The 25453-nt window shown below is 68.3% G+C and carries 25 protein-coding genes and 1 pseudogene; 10 read left to right on the forward strand and 16 right to left on the reverse strand.

Annotation, left to right across the window (positions count from 1 at the left end; genetic code table 11):
- Nucleotides 1-73: 73 nt before the first annotated feature.
- From infA to truA, 8 genes are all read left to right on the forward strand, one after another.
- A complete protein-coding gene (gene infA / locus AWB94_RS23330; protein ID WP_003418601.1) occupies nucleotides 74-295 on the forward strand; it encodes a translation initiation factor IF-1 in 222 nt (73 codons plus the stop codon).
- Nucleotides 296-378: 83 nt separating this feature from the next.
- Nucleotides 379-492, forward strand: coding sequence for a 50S ribosomal protein L36 (gene rpmJ / locus AWB94_RS23335; RefSeq protein WP_003879483.1), 114 nt, complete (start codon nucleotides 379-381; stop codon nucleotides 490-492).
- Nucleotides 493-653: 161 nt separating this feature from the next.
- Nucleotides 654-1028 (forward strand): 30S ribosomal protein S13, encoded by a 375-nt coding sequence (gene rpsM / locus AWB94_RS23340; protein ID WP_062658195.1) that lies wholly within the window; start codon nucleotides 654-656, stop codon nucleotides 1026-1028.
- Between the two features lie 6 nt (nucleotides 1029-1034).
- Entirely contained in the window at nucleotides 1035-1448 is a 414-nt protein-coding gene (rpsK, locus tag AWB94_RS23345; protein WP_024449926.1) for a 30S ribosomal protein S11, read from the forward strand.
- Nucleotides 1449-1465: 17 nt separating this feature from the next.
- Complete coding sequence (rpsD, locus tag AWB94_RS23350) at nucleotides 1466-2071, forward strand: 30S ribosomal protein S4 (RefSeq protein WP_062658194.1); 606 nt, start codon at nucleotides 1466-1468, stop codon at nucleotides 2069-2071.
- A gap of 72 nt (nucleotides 2072-2143) precedes the next feature.
- Nucleotides 2144-3205: a DNA-directed RNA polymerase subunit alpha gene (locus AWB94_RS23355; protein WP_264021409.1), complete on the forward strand. Its 1062-nt coding sequence runs from the start codon at nucleotides 2144-2146 to the stop codon at nucleotides 3203-3205.
- An 88-nt stretch (nucleotides 3206-3293) separates the two neighbouring features.
- Nucleotides 3294-3875, forward strand: coding sequence for a 50S ribosomal protein L17 (gene rplQ / locus AWB94_RS23360; RefSeq protein ID WP_062658192.1), 582 nt, complete (start codon nucleotides 3294-3296; stop codon nucleotides 3873-3875).
- Nucleotides 3862-4755: a tRNA pseudouridine(38-40) synthase TruA gene (truA, locus tag AWB94_RS23365; protein WP_062658191.1), complete on the forward strand. Its 894-nt coding sequence runs from the start codon at nucleotides 3862-3864 to the stop codon at nucleotides 4753-4755. The genes rplQ and truA overlap by 14 nt, the downstream gene beginning before the upstream one ends.
- Here the strand turns inward: truA and AWB94_RS23370 are convergent.
- From AWB94_RS23370 to AWB94_RS23395, 6 genes are all read right to left on the reverse strand, one after another.
- A complete protein-coding gene (locus AWB94_RS23370; protein ID WP_062658264.1) occupies nucleotides 4748-5416 on the reverse strand; it encodes a cutinase family protein in 669 nt (222 codons plus the stop codon). The two genes, truA and AWB94_RS23370, sit on opposite strands and share 8 nt — an antisense overlap.
- Before the next feature lie 85 nt (nucleotides 5417-5501).
- The gene (locus AWB94_RS23375; RefSeq protein ID WP_109762426.1) at nucleotides 5502-6203 is read right to left on the reverse strand and encodes a cutinase family protein; all 702 of its coding nucleotides are present in this window, start codon (nucleotides 6201-6203) and stop codon (nucleotides 5502-5504) included.
- Nucleotides 6204-6264: 61 nt separating this feature from the next.
- The gene (locus AWB94_RS23380) at nucleotides 6265-6522 is read right to left on the reverse strand and encodes a hypothetical protein (RefSeq protein WP_062658189.1); all 258 of its coding nucleotides are present in this window, start codon (nucleotides 6520-6522) and stop codon (nucleotides 6265-6267) included.
- 121 nt (nucleotides 6523-6643) lie between these two features.
- A complete protein-coding gene (locus AWB94_RS23385) occupies nucleotides 6644-7306 on the reverse strand; it encodes a cutinase family protein (RefSeq protein ID WP_062658188.1) in 663 nt (220 codons plus the stop codon).
- 24 nt (nucleotides 7307-7330) lie between these two features.
- Nucleotides 7331-8008: a cutinase family protein gene (locus AWB94_RS23390; RefSeq protein WP_062658187.1), complete on the reverse strand. Its 678-nt coding sequence runs from the start codon at nucleotides 8006-8008 to the stop codon at nucleotides 7331-7333.
- A gap of 15 nt (nucleotides 8009-8023) precedes the next feature.
- Entirely contained in the window at nucleotides 8024-9043 is a 1020-nt protein-coding gene (locus tag AWB94_RS23395) for an EamA family transporter (RefSeq protein WP_062658186.1), read from the reverse strand.
- Between the two features lie 74 nt (nucleotides 9044-9117).
- Here AWB94_RS23395 and AWB94_RS23400 point away from each other — a divergent pair, with 74 nt between their 5' ends.
- Complete coding sequence (locus AWB94_RS23400) at nucleotides 9118-9672, forward strand: CGNR zinc finger domain-containing protein (RefSeq protein ID WP_062658185.1); 555 nt, start codon at nucleotides 9118-9120, stop codon at nucleotides 9670-9672.
- Here AWB94_RS23400 and AWB94_RS23405 read toward each other — a convergent pair.
- The 8 genes and pseudogenes from AWB94_RS23405 to AWB94_RS23440 all read right to left on the reverse strand — a co-directional run bounded on the left by AWB94_RS23405 (nucleotide 9642) and on the right by AWB94_RS23440 (nucleotide 21141).
- Nucleotides 9642-12646: pseudogene (locus AWB94_RS23405) on the reverse strand (FAD-dependent oxidoreductase). The gene AWB94_RS23400 and the pseudogene AWB94_RS23405 overlap by 31 nt on opposite strands.
- Nucleotides 12643-13044, reverse strand: a complete 402-nt coding sequence (locus tag AWB94_RS23410) for a hypothetical protein (protein ID WP_062658182.1) — start codon at nucleotides 13042-13044, stop codon at nucleotides 12643-12645. The pseudogene AWB94_RS23405 and the gene AWB94_RS23410 overlap by 4 nt, the downstream one beginning before the upstream one ends.
- Nucleotides 13037-14059, reverse strand: coding sequence for a hypothetical protein (locus tag AWB94_RS23415; RefSeq protein ID WP_062658263.1), 1023 nt, complete (start codon nucleotides 14057-14059; stop codon nucleotides 13037-13039). Before AWB94_RS23415 ends, AWB94_RS23410 begins: the two co-directional genes overlap by 8 nt.
- Nucleotides 14056-14322, reverse strand: coding sequence for a hypothetical protein (locus tag AWB94_RS23420; protein WP_062658181.1), 267 nt, complete (start codon nucleotides 14320-14322; stop codon nucleotides 14056-14058). The genes AWB94_RS23415 and AWB94_RS23420 overlap by 4 nt, the downstream gene beginning before the upstream one ends.
- Nucleotides 14319-14777 carry a hypothetical protein gene (locus AWB94_RS23425; RefSeq protein ID WP_062658180.1) on the reverse strand — a complete coding sequence of 153 codons (459 nt, stop codon included), beginning with the start codon at nucleotides 14775-14777 and terminating at the stop codon, nucleotides 14319-14321. Before AWB94_RS23425 ends, AWB94_RS23420 begins: the two co-directional genes overlap by 4 nt.
- A complete protein-coding gene (locus AWB94_RS23430; RefSeq protein ID WP_062658179.1) occupies nucleotides 14774-15958 on the reverse strand; it encodes a polyprenyl synthetase family protein in 1185 nt (394 codons plus the stop codon). Before AWB94_RS23430 ends, AWB94_RS23425 begins: the two co-directional genes overlap by 4 nt.
- A complete protein-coding gene (locus AWB94_RS23435; RefSeq protein ID WP_062658178.1) occupies nucleotides 15958-16767 on the reverse strand; it encodes a hypothetical protein in 810 nt (269 codons plus the stop codon). The genes AWB94_RS23430 and AWB94_RS23435 overlap by 1 nt, the downstream gene beginning before the upstream one ends.
- Before the next feature lie 72 nt (nucleotides 16768-16839).
- Nucleotides 16840-21141 carry an AAA family ATPase gene (locus tag AWB94_RS23440; RefSeq protein WP_062658262.1) on the reverse strand — a complete coding sequence of 1434 codons (4302 nt, stop codon included), beginning with the start codon at nucleotides 21139-21141 and terminating at the stop codon, nucleotides 16840-16842.
- A gap of 245 nt (nucleotides 21142-21386) precedes the next feature.
- Here AWB94_RS23440 and eccB point away from each other — a divergent pair, with 245 nt between their 5' ends.
- Nucleotides 21387-22772 carry a type VII secretion protein EccB gene (eccB, locus tag AWB94_RS23445; RefSeq protein ID WP_062658177.1) on the forward strand — a complete coding sequence of 462 codons (1386 nt, stop codon included), beginning with the start codon at nucleotides 21387-21389 and terminating at the stop codon, nucleotides 22770-22772.
- Here the strand turns inward: eccB and mycP are convergent.
- Nucleotides 22737-24053, reverse strand: a complete 1317-nt coding sequence (mycP, locus tag AWB94_RS23450) for a type VII secretion-associated serine protease mycosin (RefSeq protein WP_084395332.1) — start codon at nucleotides 24051-24053, stop codon at nucleotides 22737-22739. The genes eccB and mycP overlap by 36 nt on opposite strands.
- Nucleotides 24050-25339 (reverse strand): type VII secretion integral membrane protein EccD, encoded by a 1290-nt coding sequence (eccD, locus tag AWB94_RS23455; protein ID WP_165605361.1) that lies wholly within the window; start codon nucleotides 25337-25339, stop codon nucleotides 24050-24052. The genes mycP and eccD overlap by 4 nt, the downstream gene beginning before the upstream one ends.
- Between the last annotated feature and the right edge of the window lie 114 nt (nucleotides 25340-25453).

The following is a 25453-nucleotide window of genomic DNA, read 5'->3' on the forward strand; positions in this document are numbered from 1 at the left end:
TCGGAACGACGGTGTGCACCTACTGCAGAAGCGGGCGCACGATACGAAACGAAAGCAAGGATCGCTAGACAGTATGGCCAAGAAAGACGGTGCCATCGAGGTCGAGGGTCGCGTGGTCGAACCCCTGCCCAATGCGATGTTCCGCATTGAGTTGGAGAACGGACACAAGGTCCTGGCCCACATCAGCGGCAAGATGCGGCAGCACTACATCCGCATCCTGCCCGAGGACCGCGTCGTGGTGGAGCTCTCTCCATACGACCTGTCCCGGGGCCGCATTGTGTACCGGTACAAGTAACACGCCCCTCAACCGCAACCACCACCAGAGCGGTGGCGCGCGCTCGCGCTCGTCACCGCCCAACCAAGAAGGATCGCGAAGCCGTGAAGGTGAACCCGAGCGTCAAGCCGATCTGCGACAAGTGCAGGGTGATCCGCCGGCACGGGCGGGTCATGGTGATCTGCTCTGATCCGCGGCACAAGCAGCGGCAGGGCTAGCCCTGTTCGAGCAGTAGCTCCACCCACAACTGAATGCAGACATCCCAGTTCCAGTGCGGGCATAGGGCCCGCATACACGTCCGGCACGGAGGCCGGACCCCATCAAGACGAGGGAACGGGCTGGGACCAGACCTCCGCATAGAAGAAGGAAACACTGCCTGATGGCACGTCTCATGGGCGTCGATCTGCCGCGCGACAAGCGCATGGAGATCGCGCTGACCTACATCTACGGCATCGGCCGTACCCGTTCCCAGGAGATCCTGGACGCCACCGGTATCGACCGGAGCCAGCGCAGCAAGGACCTCACCGACGATCAGGTGAGCCAGCTCCGCGAATACATCGAAGCCAACTTGAAGGTGGAGGGTGACCTGCGCCGCGAGGTTCAGGCAGACATCCGCCGCAAGATCGAGATCGGCTGCTATCAGGGTCTGCGGCACCGCCGCGGCCTGCCGGTGCGTGGCCAGCGGACCAAGACCAATGCGCGTACCCGCAAGGGACCCAAGCGCACCATCGCCGGCAAGAAGAAGGCCAGGTAACCCGAGATGGCACAAGCTAAGAAGGGCGCTCCGAAGAAGGGTGCCGCCAAGACCCGCCGCCGGGAAAAGAAGAACATCCCGCTCGGCGCCGCGCACATCAAGAGCACGTTCAACAACACGATCGTGTCGATCACCGATCCCCAGGGCAATGTCATCGCCTGGGCGTCGTCGGGCCACGTGGGCTTCAAGGGTTCGCGTAAGTCGACGCCGTTCGCCGCGCAGCTGGCCGCCGAGAACGCTGCCCGCAAGGCGCAGGAGCACGGTGTGAAGAAGGTCGACGTGTTCGTGAAGGGCCCGGGTTCGGGCCGCGAAACCGCGATCCGTTCACTGCAGGCCGCCGGACTTGAGGTCGGCGCCATTTCCGACGTCACCCCGCAGCCGCACAACGGCTGCCGTCCGCCCAAGCGGCGCCGGGTCTAGAAGGAGACTAGAGACTCATGGCTCGTTATACCGGCCCTGCCACCCGCAAGTCGCGTCGTCTCGGCGTCGACCTCGTCGGCGGCGATCAGTCGTTCGAAAAGCGCCCCTACCCGCCCGGCCAGCACGGCCGCGCGCGGATCAAGGAGAGCGAGTACCGCCAGCAGCTGCAGGAGAAGCAGAAGGCCCGCTTCACCTACGGCGTGATGGAGAAGCAGTTCCGCAAGTACTACGAGGAGGCCGTGCGGCGTCCGGGTAAGACGGGTGAGGAGCTGCTGCAGATCCTGGAGAGCCGGCTGGACAACGTCGTCTACCGGGCCGGCCTGGCCCGGACCCGACGGATGGCGCGTCAGCTGGTCAGCCACGGGCACTTCACCGTCAACGGCGTGAAGGTCAACATCCCCAGCTACCGGGTGTCGCAGTACGACATCATCGACATCCGCGACAAGTCGTTGAACACCCTGCCGTTCGAGCTCGCACGCGCCACCGCCGGTGAGCGTCCCATCCCGGGCTGGCTGCAGGTGGTCGGCGAGCGTCAGCGGGTCCTGGTGCACCAGCTGCCCGAGCGGGCGCAGATCCAGGTGCCGCTGACCGAACAGCTCATCGTCGAGTTCTACTCGAAGTAATGAAGATGTCCGCAGGCCAACCGGTCCTGCGGATCACCCAACCGGCATCAAATAGCGGGTGCCGAGAAGGAGATAGAAAAAATGCTGATCTCTCAGCGGCCCACCCTGTCCGAAGATGTGTTGGCCGACAACCGGTCCCGGTTCACCATCGAACCGCTGGAGCCCGGCTTCGGTTACACCCTCGGCAACTCGCTGCGGCGCACGCTGCTGTCGTCCATCCCGGGCGCGGCGGTCACCAGCATCCGCATCGACGGGGTGCTGCACGAGTTCACCACCGTTCCGGGGGTCAAGGAAGACGTCACCGACATCATCCTGAACCTCAAGGGTCTGGTCGTGTCCTCGGAGGAGGACGAGCCGGTCACCATGTACCTGCGCAAGCAGGGCCCGGGTGCCGTCACCGCCGGTGACATCGTGCCGCCGGCCGGCGTGACGGTGCACAACCCCGACATGCACATCGCCACCCTCAACGAGAAGGGCAAGCTCGAGGTCGAGCTCGTCGTCGAGCGGGGTCGCGGTTACGTGCCGGCCGTGCAGAACAAGGCTTCCGGCGCCGAGATCGGCCGCATCCCGGTCGACTCGATCTACTCGCCGGTGCTCAAGGTGACCTACAAGGTCGAGGCCACCCGTGTCGAGCAGCGCACCGACTTCGACAAGCTGATCCTCGACGTCGAGACCAAGAACTCGATCAGCCCGCGGGACGCGCTGGCCTCGGCCGGTAAGACCCTGGTCGAGCTGTTCGGGCTCGCACGGGAATTGAACGTGGAGGCCGAGGGCATCGAGATCGGCCCGTCGCCGGCCGAGGCGGACCACATCGCCAGCTTCGCGCTGCCGATCGACGATCTGGACCTGACCGTCCGGTCGTACAACTGCCTCAAGCGCGAGGGTGTACACACCGTCGGCGAACTGGTGTCGCGGACCGAGTCGGATCTGCTGGACATCCGCAACTTCGGCCAGAAGTCCATCGACGAGGTCAAGATCAAGCTGCACCAGCTGGGTCTGTCGCTCAAGGACAGCCCGGCCACCTTCGATCCGTCCGAGGTCGCCGGTTACGACGTCGCCACCGGCACCTGGACCGGTGACGCCGGCTACGACCTGGACACCGACCAGGACTTCGCCGAAACCGAACAGCTCTAACAGGGCGCAACCCCCGGGCTTCGCCCGCCCGGAATCCGTCCCGGTCCTACCTGATACGGGGGCCGGCCCCATTTAGGAGATAGTCGCAATGCCCAAGCCCACCAAGGGTGCTCGCCTCGGCGGGTCGTCCTCGCACCAGAAGGCCCTCCTGGCCAACCTGGCGACCTCGCTCTTCGAGCACGGCCGCATCAAGACGACCGAGCCCAAGGCCCGGGCCTTGCGTCCGTACGCCGAGAAGCTGATCACCCACGCCAAGAAGGGCACGCTGCACAACCGGCGTGAGGTGCTCAAGAAGATCCGCGACAAGGATGTGGTGCACACCCTGTTCGCCGAGATCGGACCCTTCTACGCGGACCGCAACGGCGGCTACACCCGCATCATCAAGGTCGAGAACCGCAAGGGCGACAACGCCCCGATGGCGGTTATCGAGCTGGTGCGGGAGAAGACGGTGACGTCCGAAGCCGACCGGGCGCGGCGCGTGGATGCGGCCCAGAAGGTGGCGGCTGCGGCCGCGCCCGAGGCTGCCGAGGACACGACCGTCGACGAGGCCGTGACCGAGGAGACCACCGACGCCGAGGCCACCGAGGCCCCGGTCGACGAGGCCACCGAGGCCACCGAGACCGAGGAAGCCAAGGACGACAAGGCTGACTCCGAGGATGACGCCAAGTAACGACGCAACGAACGAACCCGCCATCGATCCCGATGGCGGGTTTGTTCGTTTGCGGCTCGATATCGCTTACGACGGAACCGAATTCGCCGGTTGGGCCACCCAGGCCGGGCAGCGTACCGTCGCCGGCGTGCTCGAGGAGGCGCTCGGGACGGTGTTCCGCACCCCCGTGGTGCTGCGTGCCGCCGGGCGAACCGACACCGGGGTGCATGCCAGCGGTCAGGTGGCACACGTGGACGTGCCGGCGGCCGCGCTGGACAACGCCTACCCACGCACCCCCCGGCCGCAGGACCCGGAATTCGGCCCCCTGGTGCGCCGGCTGGGCCGATTCCTGCCCGAGGACGTCCGGGTGCTCGATATCGTCCGTGCCCCCGCCGGTTTCGACGCCCGATTCTCGGCACTGCGCCGACATTACGAGTACCGGCTGACCACCGCGGCCTTCGGCGCCACACCGCAACAGGCTCGCTTCGTCACCCCGTGGCCGCGCCGGCTGGATGTCGCCGCCATGGCGGCGGCCTCGGCCGGTCTGGTCGGCCTGCACGACTTCGCCGCGTTCTGCCGGCATCGTGAGGGCGCCACCACCATCCGGGATCTGCAGCGCTTCGACTGGGCGGTAGCCGGGGATCTGGTCACCGCGTACGTCACCGCGGACGCGTTCTGCTGGTCGATGGTGCGCTCCCTGGTGGGCGCGGTGCTCGCGGTCGGGGAAGGCCGTCGCGAGGCAGCGTGGTGCGCGGGACTGCTGGACGCGACCGTGCGCTCCAGCGCCTTCGCGGCCGCCCCAGCGCGCGGGCTGTCCCTGGTCGGGGTCGACTACCCGCCCGATGACCAGTTGGAGGCCCGCATCCTGATCACCCGGGACCTGCGGACCAGGCCTACTTGAGCTTGCCGGCCACGAAGTCGGCCGCTTGGGTCACCATGCCGGCCTTGATGTAGGCCGGCGCAAGGTGATCGGGCCAGTAGGCCTGCCAGTTCTCCATATCGGTGGGATTGCAGATCGGGTCGTCGCCGTGGCACAGCTCGATGGTGCGGCTCTGGAAGGCGGGGTTGAACTGGGTGATCGGCGCAACCCATTGAATGCCGTTGCCGAACAACGCGATTGCGGCGATATGCGAATCGGCCGTCGCCGGTAGCGGCGTCTTGAAGCCGAGCACCGGGAACGGCACCGCCAGCACCACATCGGTGGCGGCCGCACCCAGTGAGTAGCCGCCGAGGACGAGCCGGGTGTTGGGGCAGTTGGCCATGGTGGCCTGGATGCGCCGGCTCATGTCGTTGGCGCCGAGGTCGATCTGGGTGTCCGCCGGGTAGTTCACCGAGTACAGGGTGATGTTCTTCTTGGTCTTCTGGCGTAGCGCCGCGACCAGTGCATTGCCGATCTGCCCGGCCCCGGGTGGTTCCATCCGGCCGCGGGCGAAGATCAGCTCGGCATCGGGGCAGGCGGCCGCCGATGCGGACGGGAGGATGCCGCCGGGTGCCGCCGCGACCAGTACCCCACCGACCACGGCCAGCAATGCGGCATACCAGCGAAATCGACCCCTCGACATCAAGATCACCGGTTCGATTGTAGCGGTAACAATTGACGTGGGCGTTTATCTGTCTTTTGTTGCCGAGATGTACTGCCAGTCGGCGTTATTGCACCCGGCCCGCGGCGAAGTCGGCGGCCTGGTCGACCATTCCCGAACCGATGTACGCGTCCTGCAGGTGGCTGCTCCAGTCACGCTGTAGGTCGGCGATGGTCCGCGGGAAACCGTCGCCGCACACCGGATCGGCCGGATTGCACGCCTCGAACGTCCTGCCCTGGTACTGCGGCGCGATGGATGAGTCGCCCATCCGCCGGGTCACATTGCCCACCAGCACCACGGCGGCGATATGGGGATCCACGCCGGGTGGCAGCGGATTCTTGAAGCCGAAACCGCCGCCGGTGGCCGACAGCGCCACGGCGGCCGATGCGGCTCCCAGCGAATAGCCGCCCACGATCAGTCGGGTGTCGGGGCACGCGCCGGCCATGTACTGGATGCGGTTGCTCATGTCGTTGGCGCCCTCCGCGATCTGGGTGTCGGCGGGGTAGTTCACGCCGTACACGCCGATCTCCTTGTCGGGCACCCGGGCGCGGAGCGCGTCGACGAATGCCTGGCCGAGGCGACCGACGCCCGGTTGCTCGTTGCGACCGCGCGCGAAGATCACTTCGACGGGCGGGCACGGGTCGGCGCTCGCGACCGGCAACGCGGCGGGCGGTCCCGCCGTCGACCATGCCGTGAAAACACCGACGGCGCTCGCCGCCACCAGAATGGAGGCGGCAGAGCGCCGTACGGAGATCGATAAGGTGACCACCCAGCAAATACTAGCCGTCCCGCTGGAGTGATCGGGCTGCGTATGTCGGGCCGCTCACGCGTCAGCCCGGCAGGCCCTGCTCCTCGATGGGCAGCGGAGCCGGGCCCTTGATGGCGGGTTCGGCCTTCGGAATGGCCGGCGCCTTGAGCGGCGTGCTGCTGGTTTGCGTGGTGCCGAGTTGCATGTCCCCACCGTCCGCGACGGACAGTTGCGACTGCTGGAGCACGGCACCGGTGGCCAATGCGCCGATACATGCGAGGCCACCCACGGCGGCGACCCGCACGCGGGCGCCACTCAGAGAGATCTTGTGCGCGTTCATGTTCCCAGATTCCCCATCAATCTTGTTTGCACTAGCGGTAACTCGTAACAAGATCAACGAGAGGTCTGTGCGGCGCATTCCCGTCCGCGGGAACGAATCTCTGTGACTTTCCTAAATTCTTCTACAGAAGGCCGGCGACGAAGTTCGCGGCTTGGTTGGTGGGGCCGCCGGTGTAGGCGCGGTGTGCTTCCACGTTGTCACCGTCGGTGCAGATCGGGTCGCTGGGATTGCACAGATCGATGGATTTCGGTCCCCACACCGGGCTGGAGGTGAGCGGCAGACCCAGCTTCGCGGACGGGTTCCCGAACACCGCGATGGCCGCCACATGGTCGGGAGCGTTGGGCGGCAGGGGAGCGTTGAATCCGATCGCCGGAAACGGCACGGCGCTGATGACGTCGATCACCGCGGCGCCCTGCGAGTATCCACCGAGCACCAGCCGGGTGGCGGGGCAGTTGTCCATCATCCACTGGATGTGCCCGCTGGCATCGTTGGCACCGTTGGCGGCGGCCAGGAAGTCGTAGCTGGCGGGGTAATTCACCGCGTAGGTGCCCACCGAGCGACCGCCGACCTTGCCGCGCAGGGAGCCGACGAACGCATTGCCGATCCGGCCGAGGCCGGGGTCCTCGTTGGTCCCCCTGGCGAAGACCACCTCGATATCGGGGCAGCCGTCGGCGTGGGCGGCAGCAAGGCTGCCCAGTGATGCCGGGCCGGCGATCACCGCGGTAGCGGTCAGCAGGGCAGCGGCTGCGGCCAGGGCGACACGGCGCACAAGATCAAACGTCACGCCGCATTCTAACGCGAAGCTTAGCTAAACAAGTGCTGCCACGAAGCTGGCGGCCTGCGGAATGAACTCCGAGGACTCGTACCGGGTGTGCGCGAACGGGTTCCGGCCGCGCGAGCAGATCGGGTCGCCGTCGGCGCACAGATCGATGGCCCGGGCGCCGTAGGGCGCCGGTGCGGTGTTGGCCGGGTGGCTGAACTTGGCACCTGGATTGCCGAAGACTGCGACGGCCGAGACCTTTCCGGCCAGGTTGCCGGGCAGCGGCGGGGCCGAGCCGAACTCACCGATCCGGTCGCCGACGGGCGGAATCCCGATGAGCATGTCGACTATCGCGGCGCCCTGCGAGTAGCCGCCCAGCACGATCTTGGTGGACGGGCACTGCGCGGCCAGGGTCGCGATCCGCGACTGCGCGTCATAGGCGCCGTCGGCGGCGGTCAGGAAGTCGTAGGTGGCCGGATAGTTGATCCCGTACGTGCTCAGCGTGCGGCCGCCCAGCTGTGGGATGAGAGCGTCGGCGAGGGCCTGGCCGACGCGACCGATGCCGGGGTCCTCGCTGGTGCCGCGGCCGAAGATCAACTCGACATCCGAACACGGCTCGGCGCTCGCCACCGGTGCTGGACCGGCCAGGAAGGCGAAGGCGGCGACCAGGGCAGAACCGACGGCGGCTATCCGCGCCGACAACTTGGGCAACGTCACGGACAGCATCTTGACACTTGCGGGCTAGTTGCTGCCAATCGCTTGCTCGGCATGCGGCCGGCCCGGAGGAACATCCGGCCAGCCGGTTTCCAGTGCGTTCTCGGCGCGGTCGCCGAGTCGGGCCAGGCCGAGCCCCAGCAGGACCACCGCGCCGCCGAACGCCTGCATCGCGGTGACGGCTTCGCCGAGAAAGGCCCATGCGATGAGGATCGCGAACAGCACCTCGGCCAGACCGACCAGTGATGCGAACCGGGGCCGGAGTCGGGCCACGCCGAAGATGCCCAGCGTGTAGGCGATAGCGGTAGGGATGAGCGCCATCGCGACGACCGGCAGATACCACGGCAGCGTATGCCCGGCGACCATGGTGTCGTGGGTGGTGAACACCATCGGCAGCACGCCCGACGCGCCCAGGGCGGCCACCGCGACGGCGCCCACGATCAGCCCGCCGGCGGCCAGCGTGATGGGGTGCAGGCCATCTCCGTCGCCGTCGGCGGTGGCCTCGTCGGACATCATGAAGTAGCAGGCGGCGCAGATGGCCGCGGCCAGGCCCCAGCTCACGCCGACGGTGTTGACACGGGCTCCGGCGAAGACGTCGAGCACCAGCATGATGCCGGCGACGGCCAGCGCGACGCCGGCGAGGGTGAGCCGGCCGGGCCGGCGTTTGGTGGTGGCCCACAACCAACCGACAACCAGGACGGGCGCGGTGTACTCCAGCAGCAGGGCGACACCGACCGACAGGTGGGCGACGGCGTTGTAGTAGCACAGTTGGGCCCCGGCGATCGGGATCAGGCCATAGGCCACGACGGTCCTGCGGTGGGCCACCGCGTCGCGGATCCAGTCCGGCTTGACGAAGCTCGCGAAGACGGCCATGGCCAGCGCGCCACCGACGAGTCGGGCGGTGACGGCGGCAGTGGGCGTCCAGCCGGCCTCCATCAGGGCTTTGGCCAGCGGCCCGGACATCCCGAAGGTGAAGGCGGACGCCACGGCGAACAGCAGGCCGAGCCGGAACCGGCCGGTGTCGGCGCGCGTGTCGATCACGCTCATCGGAAACCCCCGAGCTGTCATGAGTAAAATAGTGATTGGTCATGACGTTAGCGGGGAGGGGAGTCAGGCGTCAAATGATTTTCACTCATGACACGGAGCTCACGTTGCGCGCCGCGTGTGTCCTGATCAACAGCAACCGCGTCGACGGTGAACAACTCGGCGACACCGCCGCGTTGGACGACTACCTCGACGGCTTCGGCTGGACCGGCCGTCGGGACAGCGACGCCGCCGAGTTGGCATCGGTGCAGCAACTACGTGAGCGGCTCGGCCGGATCTGGGCGGCTGCCGGCGACGAGGAACGCGTCGTGGGACAGGTCAACGCGCTGTTGGCGGACACCGATGCCGCACCCTGGCTGACCCGGCACCCGGAGATGCCGGAATGGCATCTGCACCTGGCGTCCATCCACGACCCGCTATGGCAGCGGATGGGTGCCGAAATGGCGATGGCGCTGGCCGACCTCATCCGCGGCGGCGAGCTGCGCCGGCTCAAGATCTGTGCCGCACCCGATTGCGATGCGGCGTTGTTCGACCTGTCGCGCAACCGGTCCCGGATGTTCTGCGATACCGGTAATTGCGGGAACCGCCAGCACGTGGCCGCTTATCGGGAACGGCGGTCGAAGGACGGCTGAACCAGCTGATCCCGGGGGACGGCCTGCATCTGCGGCGCAGCCGAACCTTCGTGGATCGGTGCCTGCGGCTCCAGATCCGGCGGGGCCTTGATCTGGCTGCCCTGTGGGTTGGGAGGCGCCTGTGGGATCGAGTGTGGTTTCGGGGTGCCGGACGGTGGGCGGCCACCGTCCCACCACGTGGTCGTGGCGCCGGGGCCGCCGGCATCGGGCACCGCGGCACTGCTGTACAGCGATCGCGGCGGCGGTGGGGCGTAACCGGTTGTCGCCGAAGGGGTCTTGGAGGTGTAGGCCGAGCCCGTGCGGTGGGCCGGGGCCGATGGCTGTGGTGACGTGGTGTACGTCGGCGCGGTGATTTGCGGCCCCTCGACCGGTGGAGGCACCGTTTCCTGCGCCGCAGTCGGAGTGGCCGGGGGCGCGCCCTGGGCCGGGGTGGCCTGCTCCAAATAGTGCCGCCAGGCCTGCAGGGTGGCCAGCAGTTGCTGCGTGTAATCCATCGGCGGGGCCGGCGAATACGCCGGTGGTGGCGCGAGCGCGGGCGGTGCCGGCGGCATGGGGGGAACCGGTGCCATGGTTGGCGGGGCGGGAATGGGCGGCATGGGTGGCGCTGCCGTGACGGGCCACTGGGCGGCGGTGGGTACTCCGAAGCCCATCGTCGCCGAACTGGCCATCTGTTCCAGGTATTGGCGCCAGGCTTGCAGGTAGGCAAGCAGATTCGCGTCGAACCGTGGTGCTGTCATGTGTCGGCCTCCGGCATCTGGAACGGCGATAGGGGACTGGTCGCGGGCGGCGGTGTGGGGGCATCCAGCGGATGCGGCAGCGATTCCGCGGCGAACTGGGAATCGAGTAGTCGCAGGGGCCGCGCGTCGGCCGGCTCGCGATTCTCGATATCGAAGATGTAGCAATAATCGCCGGCGGGGGTGGGCATCCGAATGGGACTCGACAAACCCTGGTCGAGAAAACCGTAGGGAAACCGCCAGTCCAGGATGGTATGTTCCCGGCGGTCGGCGCCATCGGATCCCACCCATACATAGTGATCCAGAATCGCGTTCACGGCATGGCGTCCCGATTCGCAGGCCGCCTCCATGGAGGTCATCCTGGTGAAGGTCTTGGTCCACGTGCCGGCGAACACCACGGAGTTGTGGTGCACCTGGTAACCACCGTGCCGAGCCTGCCACACGTAGCGCAACCACAGGTCGTCGGACCACCACGACTCGGTCGGGCGGTAGGTCCAGGACGTACCGTGCGGATTCCACGGGTAACCACCGGGGCGATTGGGCCAATCGCCGATGATCGGCACCAGATAGGGGGTCTCGTTGCGCACGATGAGCCCGGTATCGGGCGAGGTGATCAGCCCCCGGTCCACTGTGTACCACGCGGGCCACGGGATGATCTCTTCCGGCGAACCGCCAGCATCGGTGGTCAGGGCCGCAACGATCTGGCGCCAGACCTCGGCGGCGAGTTCATCGGGCGTGCAGTCGCGGGCGGCCTTACCGTGCCCTCGTTCGTCCACCAATGCCTTTGACGGCGTGTTGAAATCACCGATGTCGACCGAGAGCACCGACACATAACCGTCACGGGCCAGGCTGGGCCGCTTCTGCCACAATCCATGCTGGTTGATAGACGACAGCGCCCACTCGGTGCCCGAGTAGTACATGTGCCCGCGCAGCAACTGGAACTCGGTGTCGAAGAAGAACTGGATCCCGGACAGCGTCTGAAAACGGTCCCACGGCAACCGGCCCATCTGATCCATCGCATACGGATCGCGCCGAGCGCCCGACCGCGTGGTGCCGGGCTGCAGCGGTCCGTCGGGCGGGGGCATCGACGTGGTGAACCCATCCAGGCCAGCAACGGTTCCCCCGGTGCCTGCCGCGCGCAGGGCCGCGGTGATCCGCTCCGCGGTCGGGGCGTCGACGGCCACCACGGTGTAATCCGGGGTGACCCGCGTTCCGTCGGCGAACGTCACCCGGACCCGCGGGCGTAGATGCGGCGGCTGGTCTGGGTCGACGACCGGCGGATCCAGACATTCGGCGGCCGCGCGGACGAACCGCACCCCGAGCTGAACCAGGTGCCGGTACCAGTGATCGAACCAGGACTCGGTGGTCGGCCCGTTGAGAACACCGTCGGCTTTGTTGTCGCGCCGGTCCATCTGCAACTGCAACTGCAGGTACGTCGTGAGATTGGTGCGGGCGTCACCCCACCGGGAATCGAAAGCTGCCAGCACCCTGGGCATCTCGAGTAGCAGCGCATCGAATCGTGGCGTGTAGTAGAACCGGCGGGTTCCGTCGGCCTCCCGGCCGACGAAGTAGTCGTAGGCGGACAGGTTCTGCAATTCGGTCGCCCGGCGGACCGGGCTGGTGACCAGGTAGCGCAATAACCTGCCGATGAAGGTCTGCACATCGGCGACGGTGAAACCCAGACCGGTGAGTTGTCCTGCCACGCTGAGGAACTCGGCCAGGCTACGGGGTGCCTCACGCGGAAAGACCAGCGAAGGCTTGCCGGACACGGTCGTGCCCTGGGTGACCACCCGCCGGACGTTGTCCAGTACGGTGCGCGACGTCGGCACCCAGTGCTCGGCGCCGGCGGAACTGACCCGGTCATAGATCGGGATGCGGTTGAACAGGTCCCAGGTGTGCAGATAGTAGGCCGGGAAGAAACGGAACCCGTGTTCACCCGCCACCGCCTGGCCGGGTGCCGGAGGTTGGCCACGCCGGCCGGGGAAGGGGCGCAGCTCACCGTGAGATCCCTTGTGTGGTCCCACCTTCGCGAACTGTGACGCAGCCAGACCGCCCAGTTTGACCGGTGGGTGGCCAGACTGCAGGTCGGCGCGCTCATCGGCGCGCGCCTCGTACACGGTGACTGTGAAACCCCGTTCGGCGAGCTCCTGGGCCGCGGTCAGGCCGGCGATACCCGCTCCCAGCACCGCCACCGTGGGCCGACTGCGCTGAGCCGCGGGCGGGATGATCGGTGGGTTCACGGCATGCCTGCCCGCAGGGCCGACAGCAGCGCCGGCTGGGACGGGGCGCGCACCGCCGCATGCACGTAAGCCCGCATCGTGTCGTGGGCGCGCAGGACGTCATCCAGGCTGCCGCGGACCCCGACTGCACCGCTCTCCACGGCCTCGTCGAGGGTGATCGCGGCGTCGAGCACATCAAGGATGCCGGCTCGGGTGGTGACGACCCGGGTCCCCGCGCGGTCGTCACCACCGCACACCTGCAGCCGCCGGCCGCCCCGCAGCGAGAAGCGTTCGCCGTCCACGGCCAGGTCGACCACCAGCGGCCCGAGGGTGCGCAGCACCAACCGGTAACTGTCGGGAACCTCGTCGGCGAGATGGTCGACCGACTGCCGCAGCAAGGACGAAACCGCCTCAGCCATGGAGGAACTCGAATACACCCGTGCCGGCGAAGTCGATACCCTCACCGTTGATCGAGCCGGTCATCGTGGCGGTCCCGCTGGATTCGCACAGTACGGTGGTGCCGTCCAGGGCGAGTTCGCTGGGCTGCGCCAACCGAGCGTAGGACTGGGGGAAGAAGCGTGCGCACACGAGGTCGCCGGAGTGTGCCGCGGTGACCTCCACGGTGGCCGGCACCCCTGGCACGTCGCCGTCCAGCAGCAGCCGCATCGGTGCCGGTAGGGTGCAATCCGGCGGGCGGGCGAGCACCCCCGAGGTCCGCACCTGTACCGAGGCGTGCCGGAAGATGGCCGCCGGTTCGTCGCGATGCCAGACGTACAGCGCCTGGGACAGATAGCGCAGGCGCCGTTTGTCGGTCATCCGCAGATACACCAGTGACCACGGATCGCCGGACTCGCGTGGCAGTACGGTGCCCCACTCCCAGCCGAAGTCGTCGCCCCACCAGAACCGGCCCCAGTTGTGGTCGTGGTAGGCGACGTCGCCGTCGAATCGGTGCTCCCGCCCGCGCATCCGGATCCAGCCAGTGGCGTGCAAGCGCGGCACGAACAACCAGTTCAACCGTCCGGACCCGACAGGCTGGTTGTTCACCACGAACGGCCGGCTCACCGACACGAAGTCCAGTTCTCCGTGCACGCCGTGTGCGGGCAGGTCCACGATCACCCGATAGCCGTCCGGCCGCACCAGCATCCGGTTGCCGCCGATCGCCAGGTCTCCGAGGGTCGCGGAGATGTCGACCTCCGCCTCGTCGAACCGGGCGATCTCACCGTGCCAGCTGTCCTCGTGGCCGATCACTATCATCCTGGGCATCAGCCGGAAACCGCCCTGTGCGGTGGTCTGGTTGTTCAGGCTGAAGTTGATCAACAGTCGGAAACCGTTGGCATGAACCACGAAATGGTGCCATTCCTTGAAGCCGTCGGGTTCGGCGGTGCCCAGCATCGGTGTGCGCATGAAGTCGCTTGCCGCCAGCGACGCCGTCATCGCAGCCACCGCCCGGAGTCCGGATAGGCGGTGCCTTCGGACGCGGTTGCCGCGCCGGCCGGTGAGGCGGCCAGCTGTTCCACCCGGGCAGCCATGCCGGCAACGCCGAGCAAGAGGTGGACGAAATCGTCGGCATCGGTCGCGGTGGCCCCGGTTTCGGCCGCCAGCGAGTGAACCAATCGGCCGAGTCCGGCCAAGCCCACCAGGTAGTCGACGAAGGTGCTCGCTTCGGCCAGCGCCGATTGCGGGTCGGTGAGATTCATGCGAATCCTTCCGGCCGGAAGCGGGCGAGGATGGAGTCGTCGAGGCCGTGTCCGACGATCGCGTCGGTCAGCAGCTCCGACCACGCCGGCGGAGTGGCGTCGGGATGGCTGGGGCCGTCAAGTACGTTGAGGCTCACCGCTTCCCAGATGCGGCGCAGGTTCTCGACGGCCTCGGACGCGGCGAGTGCCTCCCGCAGCCGGGCGCCTTCGGGGGTGCGCGCATACCTGGCGCCTTCGGCGATCAGGATGTCGTGCACCCGTCGTGCGGCGGCGGGGTTGCCCAGCACGGCTCGGCGCGCACCCCTGAGCAGCTCGAACACCGCCCGCTCGGGTCCGTCGGAGTCGGGGTCGGGGGTGGGAAGCAGTTGCGGGGCAACGTGTTCGACGAGATCGAGGGTGGCCTCCCTGATGCGTTCCAATTCGGTGAGCATGCCCACCAGCACTTCTGGGTTCATCGGGTTCGCCCATGCACGTAGTCGATCAGGCCCGCGAGCATGTCGCGATGCTTGCTGGCGGGTAGCCAGTCCAGCCCGGCCAGCACCGTGGCGGCCGCCCTGGCGTGGCCGGCGGCGACATTGCGGGCGTGCGTGAGTGATCCGACCCGCTGCATCAGCGCAAACAACCAGCGGATGTCGTCGAGCCGCTTGGGCTCCGAATGCTGTTGCCGGTGAAGGTGACCGATGATCTCGTCCCGTCCGCTGTGCGAAAGCTCCCCACGCCGCGTGAGTCGCTCCAGCACGTCGGCGAGGCTGAACTCGTCGTCGATACCGGGGCGCCGGCGGGCCAGGATGCCCACGGCGCGGTCACGTTCATCGGCCGTCGCGTTACGCAGGGCATGCAGCAGCATCAGCGTGCGCTTGCCCTCCCACAGGTCGCCGCCGATCTCTTTGCCGTAGTCCTGCGGGTCGGCGCGCAGGTTCAGCAGGTCGTCGGTGATCTGGAAGGCCGCCCCGATGTGCCGGCCCAGCGCCTCCAGCGGGGCGAGCCGCTCGGTGTCGGCTCCGGCCGCCAAGGCACCGGCCTGCAGCGGCGTGATGAACGAATACCAGCTGGTCTTCAGCTCGACCATGGTGAGATAGTCGGCGTCGTCGAGTTGCCATGCATTGGTCTTCACCCACTCCAGCTCGAGAGCCTGGCCGTCGACGGTCTGCCTGGTCATGTGGGCCACCGCACGCAGGATGCGCAGCGCGGGACCGAGCCCGACGCGCTCCACATTGTCCAGTAACGGTTGCAGGGTGAGCGAGAGCATTGCGTCACCCACGTTCACGGCGATCGGGACGCCGTGGTCGATGTGCAGGGTGGGTTTCCCACGGCGCCACCAGGATTCGTCCTCGATATCGTCGTGGATGAGGAAGGCATTGTGATAGAGCTCCAGGGTGGCGGCGGTCGGGAGCACCGCGTCGAGGTGGCCGCCCAGGCCGAGGCAGATCGCGATGCTCAGGGCCGGTCGCAGGGCCTTGCCGCCGCGTAGTGGGTAGTCGAGGATCAGCTCGTGCAGGCTGCTGGTGCCGCGGCGGCCGGCACCGTAGAGCCTCTCGATCTCACCGTCGCAGGCTTGCTTGCACTGCGCGAGGTAGTCCTCCAGCGGGTCGGGGGCCGCTGGGACCGAAGGTGTTTCGGGTGCGGCCGTGGTCATTACGGGCTGGAGATGACGACCAGGCCGCCGCCGTTCTTCGGGCGTACGGCATACCGGATGCGGACCACAATCTCGATCATGTTGTTCTTAGCGATGTCGCCGATGACCTCGAAGCTTGGAGGGATGCTGACAGCCAGGTCGACGGGTTCCTCACCCGGGGATGCCTCGGCGGCGTAACCGGGAGCGATGCGCTGACGGCGGCCGAGCACAATCGCGCGGACCAGATTGGTATTCGGATTGACCGCGATGGCGCCGGCCGGGGCGGGGTCGCCGAGTGTGTCCACGCGGTGCAGCGCGTTGACGTTGCCGGCATCCAGGATGGGATCCTTCACCGGGGCATAGCCCGAGACCAGTGTGTAGAGCTCCTTGACCGTGTCGGTATCCGCGAACAGACTCGCCGGCGCGCGGAAACCTGCGTTCTCGACGGCGACCCGCGCGTCGATGAGGCCATTGAGGATGTCCGGGGCAGCAGCCAAGGCTGCGAGGTCGATGACCTTCGCCGCGGCATTGCGCAGGATCGGGAACACATACTCGTCGACATCCGCCGCAAGCTGAACCACGGCGTCGGTGATCCTGCTCAGCAGCGCGTCAGGCGTCGGGGCGATCAGGTCGGCGACGGTGACCTGAACGGTTTCTGATGCCGGCACCACGGGGACATTGGTCAGGTTCGGATTGTCGTTCACGACCTTGGTCTGGCCGGGATCACCGGTATCCCAGTGCGGAATGGCTTGCCACGCGATGCAGGTCTGCTCGAACATCTCCTTGATCGTGTGGTTGACGATGGCGACGCGTTCGGCACTGAGATACATGGCGGCGACCCCCCTCGGATATGGCTCAAATGATCGCAGACCTCGCCGTTTCCCGGGTGGGAGTTGTGTCGGTCAATCGGCGTACTTTTGGCGCAGCGCCACGTCCTGGCCAGGCGTCAATTCCCCTCGTTGCATGGCGTCGCAGTGCGCGATGTGCAGGGTGGCCACCGCATCGTCGGGTAGTAGGTGGTGGCAGCGTTCGAAGGCGGCGCGGGCCTTGTCCACGTCGCCGGCGTCGAAGAGGTCGAAAGCCTCGTCGAAGACGGGCTGGGCCGCCATTTTGGCCGCCCGGAGATCCTCGGGATCTTCGTCGTAGACCTCGTAGATGGTCACCGGTTGCCGGCGGTTGACCACCATCACCCGCTCCATCCGGCGAATGCAGAACTGCGCGGGATCGGAGAGTTCGGCGTAGGTGGCATCGGAGATGAGCAGCGCAGCGTCGTAGCGCTTGGTGGTGCCTTCGATCCGTGCGGCCAGGTTGACGGCATCGCCGACCGTGCTGAGCACCATCCGGTTGACACCGCCGACCAGGCCGAGTCCGACGACCCCGGAGTTGATACCGATGCCCACCCGCAATTCCTCGGAGCCGTGCGCCAACCGGTCACCGTTGTGCTCTCGCAACGAGCGGAGCATGCCCAGACCGGCCCGAACCGCATCATCGGGGCTGCCCTCGAACACGGCGAGGATCTCGTCGCCGCGCATGTCCTGGATCATGCCGTTACAGGCGACGATCGGCAGTTCCACCGCCCGTAGGAACCCGGTGGCCAGTGTGTTGGCCTCCAGCACGTCCATATCCTCGAGCAGCGTGGTGTATCCCCTGATATCGGACACCAGCACCGTCATCTGCCGCTCGACGCGGTACCCGCTGTGCACCCTGCGGACGTCGTCGATGTCCAGCATGCGCAACAGTTCGTTGGGCACGAACCGGGATTGGACATCCATCAGGGACTGACGGTGCTCGTCGGCGGCGCGCAGCTGGGCTTCGAGCTGAAAATTCCACAGTGGTGCCGCCGCCTGCGCGCACAGGAAGGCCATCGCTTCCTCGTGCTGGGCGCTGAAGTGTGGGCCCGCTCCGGTTCGCTCGGCGTACACCACACCGATCGTCTTGTCCTGCAACCTGATCGGTGCCGCCAGGATCGATGTTTCGGAGCTCAGGCACAGCGGCGCTCCGGTCGCGATGACGCGGCGCACCACCGACGTGTCGTAGGGGACCTTCGTCCAAGGCCCGTCGATGGTTGTGGTGACGCCACCCTGATGGACGGCGCGCACGGTCAGCTGGTCCGGCTCGCCGGTGAGGCACAGCACCCGATCGGCACCCGTCATGTCCGCGGCGGCGCCGAGGGTGAGTTTGGCCAGGCTGTCCGGCGTTCGCGCCGCCGCCAGCGTGCGCACCAGGTGGTGTGCCCCGACCGGGTCGATCCCGGCTCCGGATTGCACCAACTCGCGGCTGAGCAACCACGGGTGGCGGCGGGCCAGTCGGTCGACCCGCAATGTGAAGCCCAGGGCCAGCCAACGCTGGTAGGCCGACCGCAGCATGTGCTCGTGCAATCGGGCCCGGCCGGTATCGGTGTACAGCTCGGCCGCCTCCTCATGCGCCAGCGCGCCGATCAAGGGCAGCTGATGCTCGTCGGCCAGCTCGATGGCGGTGTCCAGGAGCCGTTCGGCGTCGCGATGCCGTCCGCGCGCCCGCGCCCAGGCCCCTTCGACGAGCGCGCACGGTGCGGCATAATTCGCCGGTGCCTCGGCCGCCCATTTGCGGTGCAGCTCAAGCGACTCGTGCACCGCTTTCTTGGTCGCGCGGTCGCCCGGAGCGCAGTGGATCCGGCTGAGCGCGCTGACCATGTGCACCAGCTGCAAGCCAGTGGTGCCCACCGTTCCGGCCAGGTGCTGCATCACCTCCTCGGTCACGGCGACGGCCCCGGCATAGTCCCCGCTCCAGAAATGAAGACCCTGTTTGACATCGGCCGCGACGCTCAAGGTGACCTCGTCGCCTTCGTGGCGGGCTGCCGGAACGATCACGCGTTCGTCGTAGCCGCTCTCGCCGGCGACCAGCATCGGGTCCTCGCTGCGGCCGAGTAGGTTCAGGCACATTTGGTGCAGGGCCTGGCTGAGCGTGCTGGGCACCGGCTGCGACCGGATCTGTGGGATCAGCGAGCGGGCCATGGTGTCGATTTCGGTCGTCGGGGTACCCGCCCAGAACGATTGCGCCAGCAGCACGGTGACCAGGAATCCGGCGTACTCCTGATCGCCCTGGTTGAGGGCCGCCGTGACGGCGTCGCGGACCTGGCCGAGACCGTCGCGCACGGGGTGGCGCCAATGCCGAATGAAGTTCAGGTAGAGGAACAAGGTCTCGGGCCGCGCTTGTCGGAACTCGGCGCGCTCGGTCAACTGCAGGGCGACCTCGCCGAAGCGCTGGGCGCCGGTGCGGTCACCGGCGATCACCAGCAGCACGCCATAGCTCACCAGCACCAACGGCGTCGACGGGGTGTGGCCGTGCGCGAGGCTGAGGGATAGTTGTTTACGGACGATGAGCGGGAACAGATTGGGCCGCGCGATATACGACATGCTGCGCAACTCGGCGAGGATGCGTTGCGCCTCGATGACCCGGCGGTCCTCACATGCCCGCAACTGCAAGAGTTGCTCGGTACTCCACCGGCGCGTGGTGAGTTTCATCCGCCCCAGCGCGTTGACTATTCGGGGCGTGCCGGCATCGGAGGGGAGCGGCTCGCCGAGCTCGTCGAGCGCCCGCAGCCCGACCGACAAGGCCTCTTGGATGCGGTTCTGCGCCACTCGGCCCTTGAGGCGCAGATAGGCGAGGCGGGCGCGGTCGGCCGGGTCCTGCAGCACCTCTTCGGCCTCGTCGAGCAGGTCGTGCAACGTTGTCACATCACCGACCAGTAACGCCGCCTCAGCCGCCTCGAGCTGCAGCTGCAGGGTCAGGTCGAAGTTCGTCGACCAGCGCTGCTCGCCCAACAGGTCCAGTGCATTGCGGCAGTGTTCCAGGCACAGCGGGAACGAGGCTTGGACCCTGGCCTTGCTCGCTGCGCGATGCAGCACCTCCACGAAGCGCAAGCGCTCCCCGGCGTCGGTCGCGGCGCTACCTCCCAGCCCGACGTGGCGGGCCGCCTCGAACAGCCGGTCGTCGCCGAGCTCCAGCAGCCGCCGGCCGATCCGGAGATGGGTGTGCCGGGCGTCCTCTGCCGAGAGCCCTTCGCGGGCCGACTCCTTCACCTTGTCGTGGCTGAATCGGTAGCGCGCTTCATGGCTGATCGCGTTGCCGATCCGCTTACCGTCCCGGTCGAGGGCTTCGATCAACCGCAGTTCGAGGCCGGTCCACAGCGTCTGTGCCACCGTGTCCGGTGGGGCGGCCGCCGCGGTCGTGGCATCCGCGAGGTCGAACTCGCTGCCGATCACGGTCAACGATCTGAGCACGTCCCGGTCGACCGGTCGGAGCTGGTCGAGGTAGCGGCCAAGGGATTCCGCGGCCGACGCCGACATTTCCATCGAACTCAGAATGCGAAGGTCCCACCGGGGCCGGCCTTCGGGACCGACCGGAACGAGCGCGCCTGCCTGCTGGGCGTGGTACAGCAATTGCCGCACCTGCAACGGATTGCCGTCGGTCCGATGATGGAACTCCCTGGCGACGTGACTCAACTCGACGCTGGGCCCGCTCACGCCGGCGAGTAGTTCCTCGATGTCGGGGCGGGACAACGGGGCAAGGTCGATGCGCTGAGTCGTCGGCGCCGTCAGACCGGCTTCGCTCGGCTCGAATTCGCCGGCCCGATGCGCGCCGACCAGCAGCACGTTGCGCAACGACACCGTCAACAGTTCGGATAGGAACATCAGCGAATCGCCGTCGGCCCATTGCAGATCGTCAATCGTCAACACGACTGGGCGGAAGGCCGCCGTCTCGGAAAGCAGCGTGATGACGGCGCGGTGCAATCGGCGGCGCATATCGGCCGCCTGCGATGTCGGGGCCGGGGCTGTCGCATCCCGCGTGGAGATGTGACGCAGTTCGGGCACCAGGGCACCGAGCACGTCCGACAGCGGCGGCGTCGCACTGATCACTGCCGAGCGCCAATGGTTGCGTTCGGCGGCCGGCGTGGACTCCATGGTGCACACCAGCGCGCTGAGGGCCTCGCCCAGCGCCGTGTACGGCGCGGGCGCTCCGTCACGACACCGTCCGTAAGCGAAGACGCAGTTCCGTTCGGATACCTCGGTACCGAATGCCTGGACCAGTGTCGATTTGCCGACCCCCGACACACCGCTGATCAGGACGCATGACCCCGCGGCTCGCCCCGCGGACTCGACGGCCTCGCGAAGGTCGGTCAGCTCCTGCCGTCGGTCGACCACCCGTCCGTCGAAATCGAGTATCGGGGTCTTCACTGCCGCGTCGGTTCCATTCTCGTGACGCTGCCTTCCCACGCCGTCTGGCCGCTCCCGCCTGTACGGCCGCAATGCGTCAGCTTAACGTTTCCCACGGTGTGAGAGTGGCTGATGAGCATGGATCTCGCGAGCCGTCGGATGATCCTCGCAAAGGGAGGTTATGTGCAAACGCAAGTAAATTGGTGCGCTTGACTGCGCCGTCGCACCGTTAAGGTCGACACCGGGGGAAACACATGGACGGGCGATCGTCGACCCGGCTGCTCGCCAGCGGCCACCGCTTTCTTGTGCGGCGCATGGAATACGCATTGGTGTGTCGCGACACCCGCATGCTCGACGACCCGATCCGGGCACAGTCGATGGCACTGGCGACAGGGGCGGTCCTGACCGCCATCGGACTCGCAATCTGCGTGGCGCTTTCGGTGGTCACACCGCGCGGTGCCGTCGGATCCACCCAGATCGTCGTCGCCCGTGAGTCCGGCGAGGTGTACGTGCGGGTGGGCGACACCCTGCATCCGGCGCTGAACCTGGCCTCGGCCCGGTTGATCGCGCGCACACCCGCGACGCCGGCTCTGGTCAGTGCCGCCAGCATCGCGGCGGCCAAACGTGGTCCGTCGATGGGGATCCCCGGGGCGCCGGCCACCCTGCCGCCGATTGCCTCCGCGGCCGCCGCGGCGTGGACGGTGTGTGACGGCGAGGCCACCACGGTGATCATCGGCGCCGCACTCGACGACGGGCCTGCGGCACCGTTGCTGGTCCGTCCGGTCGGGGAGAGCGCGGCCGCGGTCTATCTGCTGTTCGAGGGCCGCCGCGCCGCGGTCGATCTGCGGGATCGCCCGGCGGTCCGCGCGCTACGACTGGAAGGTGTTGAACCACTGCCGATCTCGCCCGTTCTGCTGAACCTGGTGCCCGCGGTCGACGCGCTCACCGCACCGGTGATCGACGGGGCAGGCCGACCCGGTCCGGCGCAACTGCCGGCCAGCACGGTGGGCACCGTGCTGCAGGTGCGCCGCGCCGATGCCGCCCCGGACCATTACCTGGTGCTGGCCACCGGTGTGCAACGCATCGGGCAGGTCGCCGCGGATCTGATCCGGTTCGCGGTGCATCAAGACAACCGTGTGCAGACCGTCCCGGCGGACCGGATCGCCGACGTACCCGTGGTCGATTCCCTTCCGCTCGACCATTTTCCGCGTGCCGCCGCGGTACCCGCCGGTGCCGATCTCACAGCCCAGGTGTGCGTCCGCTGGGTGCCCGGCGGTGCGGGCACCGCCCCGGAGGTCACCGTATCGACCCGTAAAAGCCTTCCACCGCAACTCCGTCCCGTCGTCCTGGCACAGGCCGACGGTGCGGGCCCGCGCATCGACGCGGTCGTGAACACCGAGGGTGCCTACGTGCACGCGACCGGTGCCGCGGGAGCGGGCGCCGCAACGGGGCCACTGTTCCTGGTGGATCGGGCCGGCGTCGCCTACGGCATCGACGACGAGGAGTCCGCATCGAGCCTGGGGATGCCCGAGGACGCCGTCAGCGGCCCGTGGCCGGTGCTCGCCGTGCTACCTCGCGGTCCCGCGCTCGGTGTCGCACGCGCGTCAGTCCAGCGGGACGCCATCACGGCGCCGGCGTAGCCGGCCGGTCGCGATGGACGCCACCGCGACGGCCAAACAGAGTGCCGCCCCTGCCGCCGCGAACCGGCCGGCGTGGGTTGGGTCGGCCGGCGCCGTCGGTGCGACCCCCGGCACGGGGCGCGCCGGTAGTGGGGCCGCGGCGCCGACCCCGTCCAGAGCGCTGCGAATGTCCACGATGCCGTGACCCGTCCGCGGGTTCCAGCCCGCCGCGGCGGGCAGCGCAGTGTCCTCGATCCGTTTCATCACCTGGCGTGCCGTCAGGTGCGGTGCCACCGAACGCAGCAACGCCACGTATCCGGCGACCACCGGGGCGGCGTAGCTGGTGCCCGAAATCGGCTGCATCCCTGCGTCATCCGGGGCTCGGTCGATCAGGCCCTCACCGTCCGGATCCAGCGACACGACGCCTTCGGCGGGTGCGGCCACGTCGACCCATGGGCCGGCAAGGCTGTACTCGGAAGCCGTGCCGTCGGCGCGCACCGACCCGACGGTCAGCACCTGATCGTCGTACCAGCACGGGCTGGCCACGACGTCCACCCGCTGCCAGTCCGGCGCCGGCCCGGTCGTGGCAACGGGGTTCTGTTTCGGACAGCTGCCGTGGCCTCCCACATTGCCCGCGGCGGCCACCACCACCGCATTCTTGACGTCGACCGCATAGCTCAGTGCGGCGCCCAGCGCCCGGTCGTCCAGTGCGTCACCGGCCGCCAGGCACGCCACCGAGGAGATGTTGATGACGGTCGCCCCGAGATCCGCCGCCAGCCGCACGGCCGCCGCCAGGGTGTCGACGTCACCCACGCCCGCACCGCCACCCGCCTCACGAAATTTGCTGCTGGACTGCCGGATCCCGATGATGGTCGCCTCGGGGGCGATGCCGCTGAACCCGGATGCGTCGTCGGGTGCCGCGCCGATCAGCCCGGCGACGATGGTGCCGTGCCCGTCACAGTCCTGCGTCCCGTCCCCGGTCGACACGAAATCACCACCGGCCACCAGATGCGGCAGCAGGCGGTGCCGCGCCACGCCGGTGTCGATGACCGCGACGGTCTGCCCGGCGCCGCGCGTCACCGCCCACACCGACCGCAGATCCGGGCGATCCGGCACGCGGCCGGACACGGTGGATCCAGATATGGCGCACGGAGCCGACGGTTCGGTCGGATACGGCGGGGCGGCCGGGCCGGGTACCGGCAAGAAACCGCTGTCCACCGCCGGTGGGGTGATCGCTCGCGCCGCCGGTGGCGCGAGCGCCGGACCGATGGCCAGCAGGGCGGCGACGAGCGCTCGGGTCACCACGGCAGACTCAGCGCGCGGACCGTACCGAAGATGCCCGCGCACCACGCCGCCGCCGGGACCACCGCGGCCAGCAACGCCACCTCGACGATGTCGACGACGCGGGCCATGGACGGGGTCGCCGCGCTTCGCTGCGCATACATCACCGCGACCACCGCCGCGACGACGGCACTCACCCAGCCGGCGTACGCCGGTATCCAGCGCAGCAGCAGCACCGAAGTGGCAGTGGCACTGGCCAATCCGCCGGTGATTAGGGCCACCTTGCACCGGCCGTCGGCATGTAGCCGGCAGCGCAGCAGCACCGCACCGGTGACCACCACCGCCAGCACCGGTTCGGCCGCCCGGCCGGCGAATGCGATCCCCAGCAGGACGCAGCCGACCGCCGCCGCGGCGGCAGCACCGCCGACGATCCCGGTCAACACCCGCCGCGCGTGCCGGGCGCGCCGGCCGGTGACCCGGATGTCGTTGCGGCCCGGCAACGCCGGGTTCAGCCCGGTCACGACGATCACCAACCGGGCGGCGACGCCGAGGGTGCCGACGGCGGCCGCGCACAGGACCGCGGCGTTGACACTGAGCCCGGTCGCCCACAGCGCCGCCGGGGCGGCTGCCGTGGCCAGCAGTGCCGCGCAGGTCCCGACCGCGGTCAGAAGTACCGTGTCGGCAGTTGTCAGCCGGGCCAGCAGGACGGCGGACGACGCACCGGCGGCGACCGCCAGCAACGCCCCGGGTACGGGCGCTGCGGTCCCGACGGCGAGGTATCCGGAGGCGGCGCTGAACACCACCGCGACCACACTGCCCGCGGTGGCCACCGGTGGGGTAGGCGCCCGGCGCGCGGCCACGGCGGCCGTCGCGGCGATGCCGGCGGCGGCGGCCACCGACGCCACCACCGGAAGCCCGCACATCAGCACCGAGCCCAGGACGGTGACGGCGACGACCGTCGCGCCCCACGCCCACGCCGCGGCCGCCCACGGCCCCGGTGGCGGTGCCTCGGCCGTGGCCACGGTGCCGAAATCGCCGGCCGGCCGGGCGAACACCGGCACCGGTGACGCGGAGATGGCCAGCACGTCACCGTCGCGAACGCCGTTCTGGCGCAATGTCATGTCCTCGTCCAACCGATCACCGGACGGTCGGCACAGGTGCCAGCTCCGGCCCGACCGGGCGTCCGGGGCGACCACCAGTTCGACGATGTCGGGCAGCGCCGCGCCCACGGCCATATCCGCCGAGAACACCAGATCGGTCACGGCGCCCGCGTAGGCAACCGATACCCGGCACCACGAGTCCTGCACGTCTCTGACGGTAACCGGCGGCGGCCCGTACTCCGTGCACCAAAATCCGACGGAACCTGGTTGCGCACCGCTGCGTCGAACATGGTGTGGGACTTGTGGAGCCGGCTGTACCAG

This window comes from Mycolicibacterium canariasense, assembly GCF_002101555.1.
In the GTDB taxonomy this organism is placed as follows: domain Bacteria; phylum Actinomycetota; class Actinomycetes; order Mycobacteriales; family Mycobacteriaceae; genus Mycobacterium; species Mycobacterium canariasense.

Excerpts from the sequence above, each read along its gene's own strand:
- truA (WP_062658191.1), top strand. The coding sequence starts at position 3,862 with ATGACGCCAAGTAACGACGCAACGAACGAACCCGCCATCGATCCCGAT.
- infA (WP_003418601.1), top strand. The coding sequence starts at position 74 with ATGGCCAAGAAAGACGGTGCCATCGAGGTCGAGGGTCGCGTGGTCGAA.
- rpsD (WP_062658194.1), top strand. The coding sequence starts at position 1,466 with ATGGCTCGTTATACCGGCCCTGCCACCCGCAAGTCGCGTCGTCTCGGC.
- AWB94_RS23420 (WP_062658181.1), bottom strand. The coding sequence starts at position 14,322 with ATGAATCTCACCGACCCGCAATCGGCGCTGGCCGAAGCGAGCACCTTC.
- AWB94_RS23370 (WP_062658264.1), bottom strand. The coding sequence starts at position 5,416 with ATGTCGAGGGGTCGATTTCGCTGGTATGCCGCATTGCTGGCCGTGGTC.
- AWB94_RS23430 (WP_062658179.1), bottom strand. The coding sequence starts at position 15,958 with ATGACCACGGCCGCACCCGAAACACCTTCGGTCCCAGCGGCCCCCGAC.
- AWB94_RS23425 (WP_062658180.1), bottom strand. The coding sequence starts at position 14,777 with ATGAACCCAGAAGTGCTGGTGGGCATGCTCACCGAATTGGAACGCATC.
- rpsK (WP_024449926.1), top strand. The coding sequence starts at position 1,035 with ATGGCACAAGCTAAGAAGGGCGCTCCGAAGAAGGGTGCCGCCAAGACC.
- eccB (WP_062658177.1), top strand. The coding sequence starts at position 21,387 with ATGGACGGGCGATCGTCGACCCGGCTGCTCGCCAGCGGCCACCGCTTT.
- AWB94_RS23380 (WP_062658189.1), bottom strand. The coding sequence starts at position 6,522 with ATGAACGCGCACAAGATCTCTCTGAGTGGCGCCCGCGTGCGGGTCGCC.
- rplQ (WP_062658192.1), top strand. The coding sequence starts at position 3,294 with ATGCCCAAGCCCACCAAGGGTGCTCGCCTCGGCGGGTCGTCCTCGCAC.
- AWB94_RS23410 (WP_062658182.1), bottom strand. The coding sequence starts at position 13,044 with ATGGCTGAGGCGGTTTCGTCCTTGCTGCGGCAGTCGGTCGACCATCTC.
- AWB94_RS23390 (WP_062658187.1), bottom strand. The coding sequence starts at position 8,008 with ATGCTGTCCGTGACGTTGCCCAAGTTGTCGGCGCGGATAGCCGCCGTC.
- AWB94_RS23415 (WP_062658263.1), bottom strand. The coding sequence starts at position 14,059 with ATGACGGCGTCGCTGGCGGCAAGCGACTTCATGCGCACACCGATGCTG.
- AWB94_RS23395 (WP_062658186.1), bottom strand. The coding sequence starts at position 9,043 with ATGAGCGTGATCGACACGCGCGCCGACACCGGCCGGTTCCGGCTCGGC.
- rpsM (WP_062658195.1), top strand. The coding sequence starts at position 654 with ATGGCACGTCTCATGGGCGTCGATCTGCCGCGCGACAAGCGCATGGAG.
- AWB94_RS23435 (WP_062658178.1), bottom strand. The coding sequence starts at position 16,767 with ATGTATCTCAGTGCCGAACGCGTCGCCATCGTCAACCACACGATCAAG.
- AWB94_RS23400 (WP_062658185.1), top strand. The coding sequence starts at position 9,118 with ATGATTTTCACTCATGACACGGAGCTCACGTTGCGCGCCGCGTGTGTC.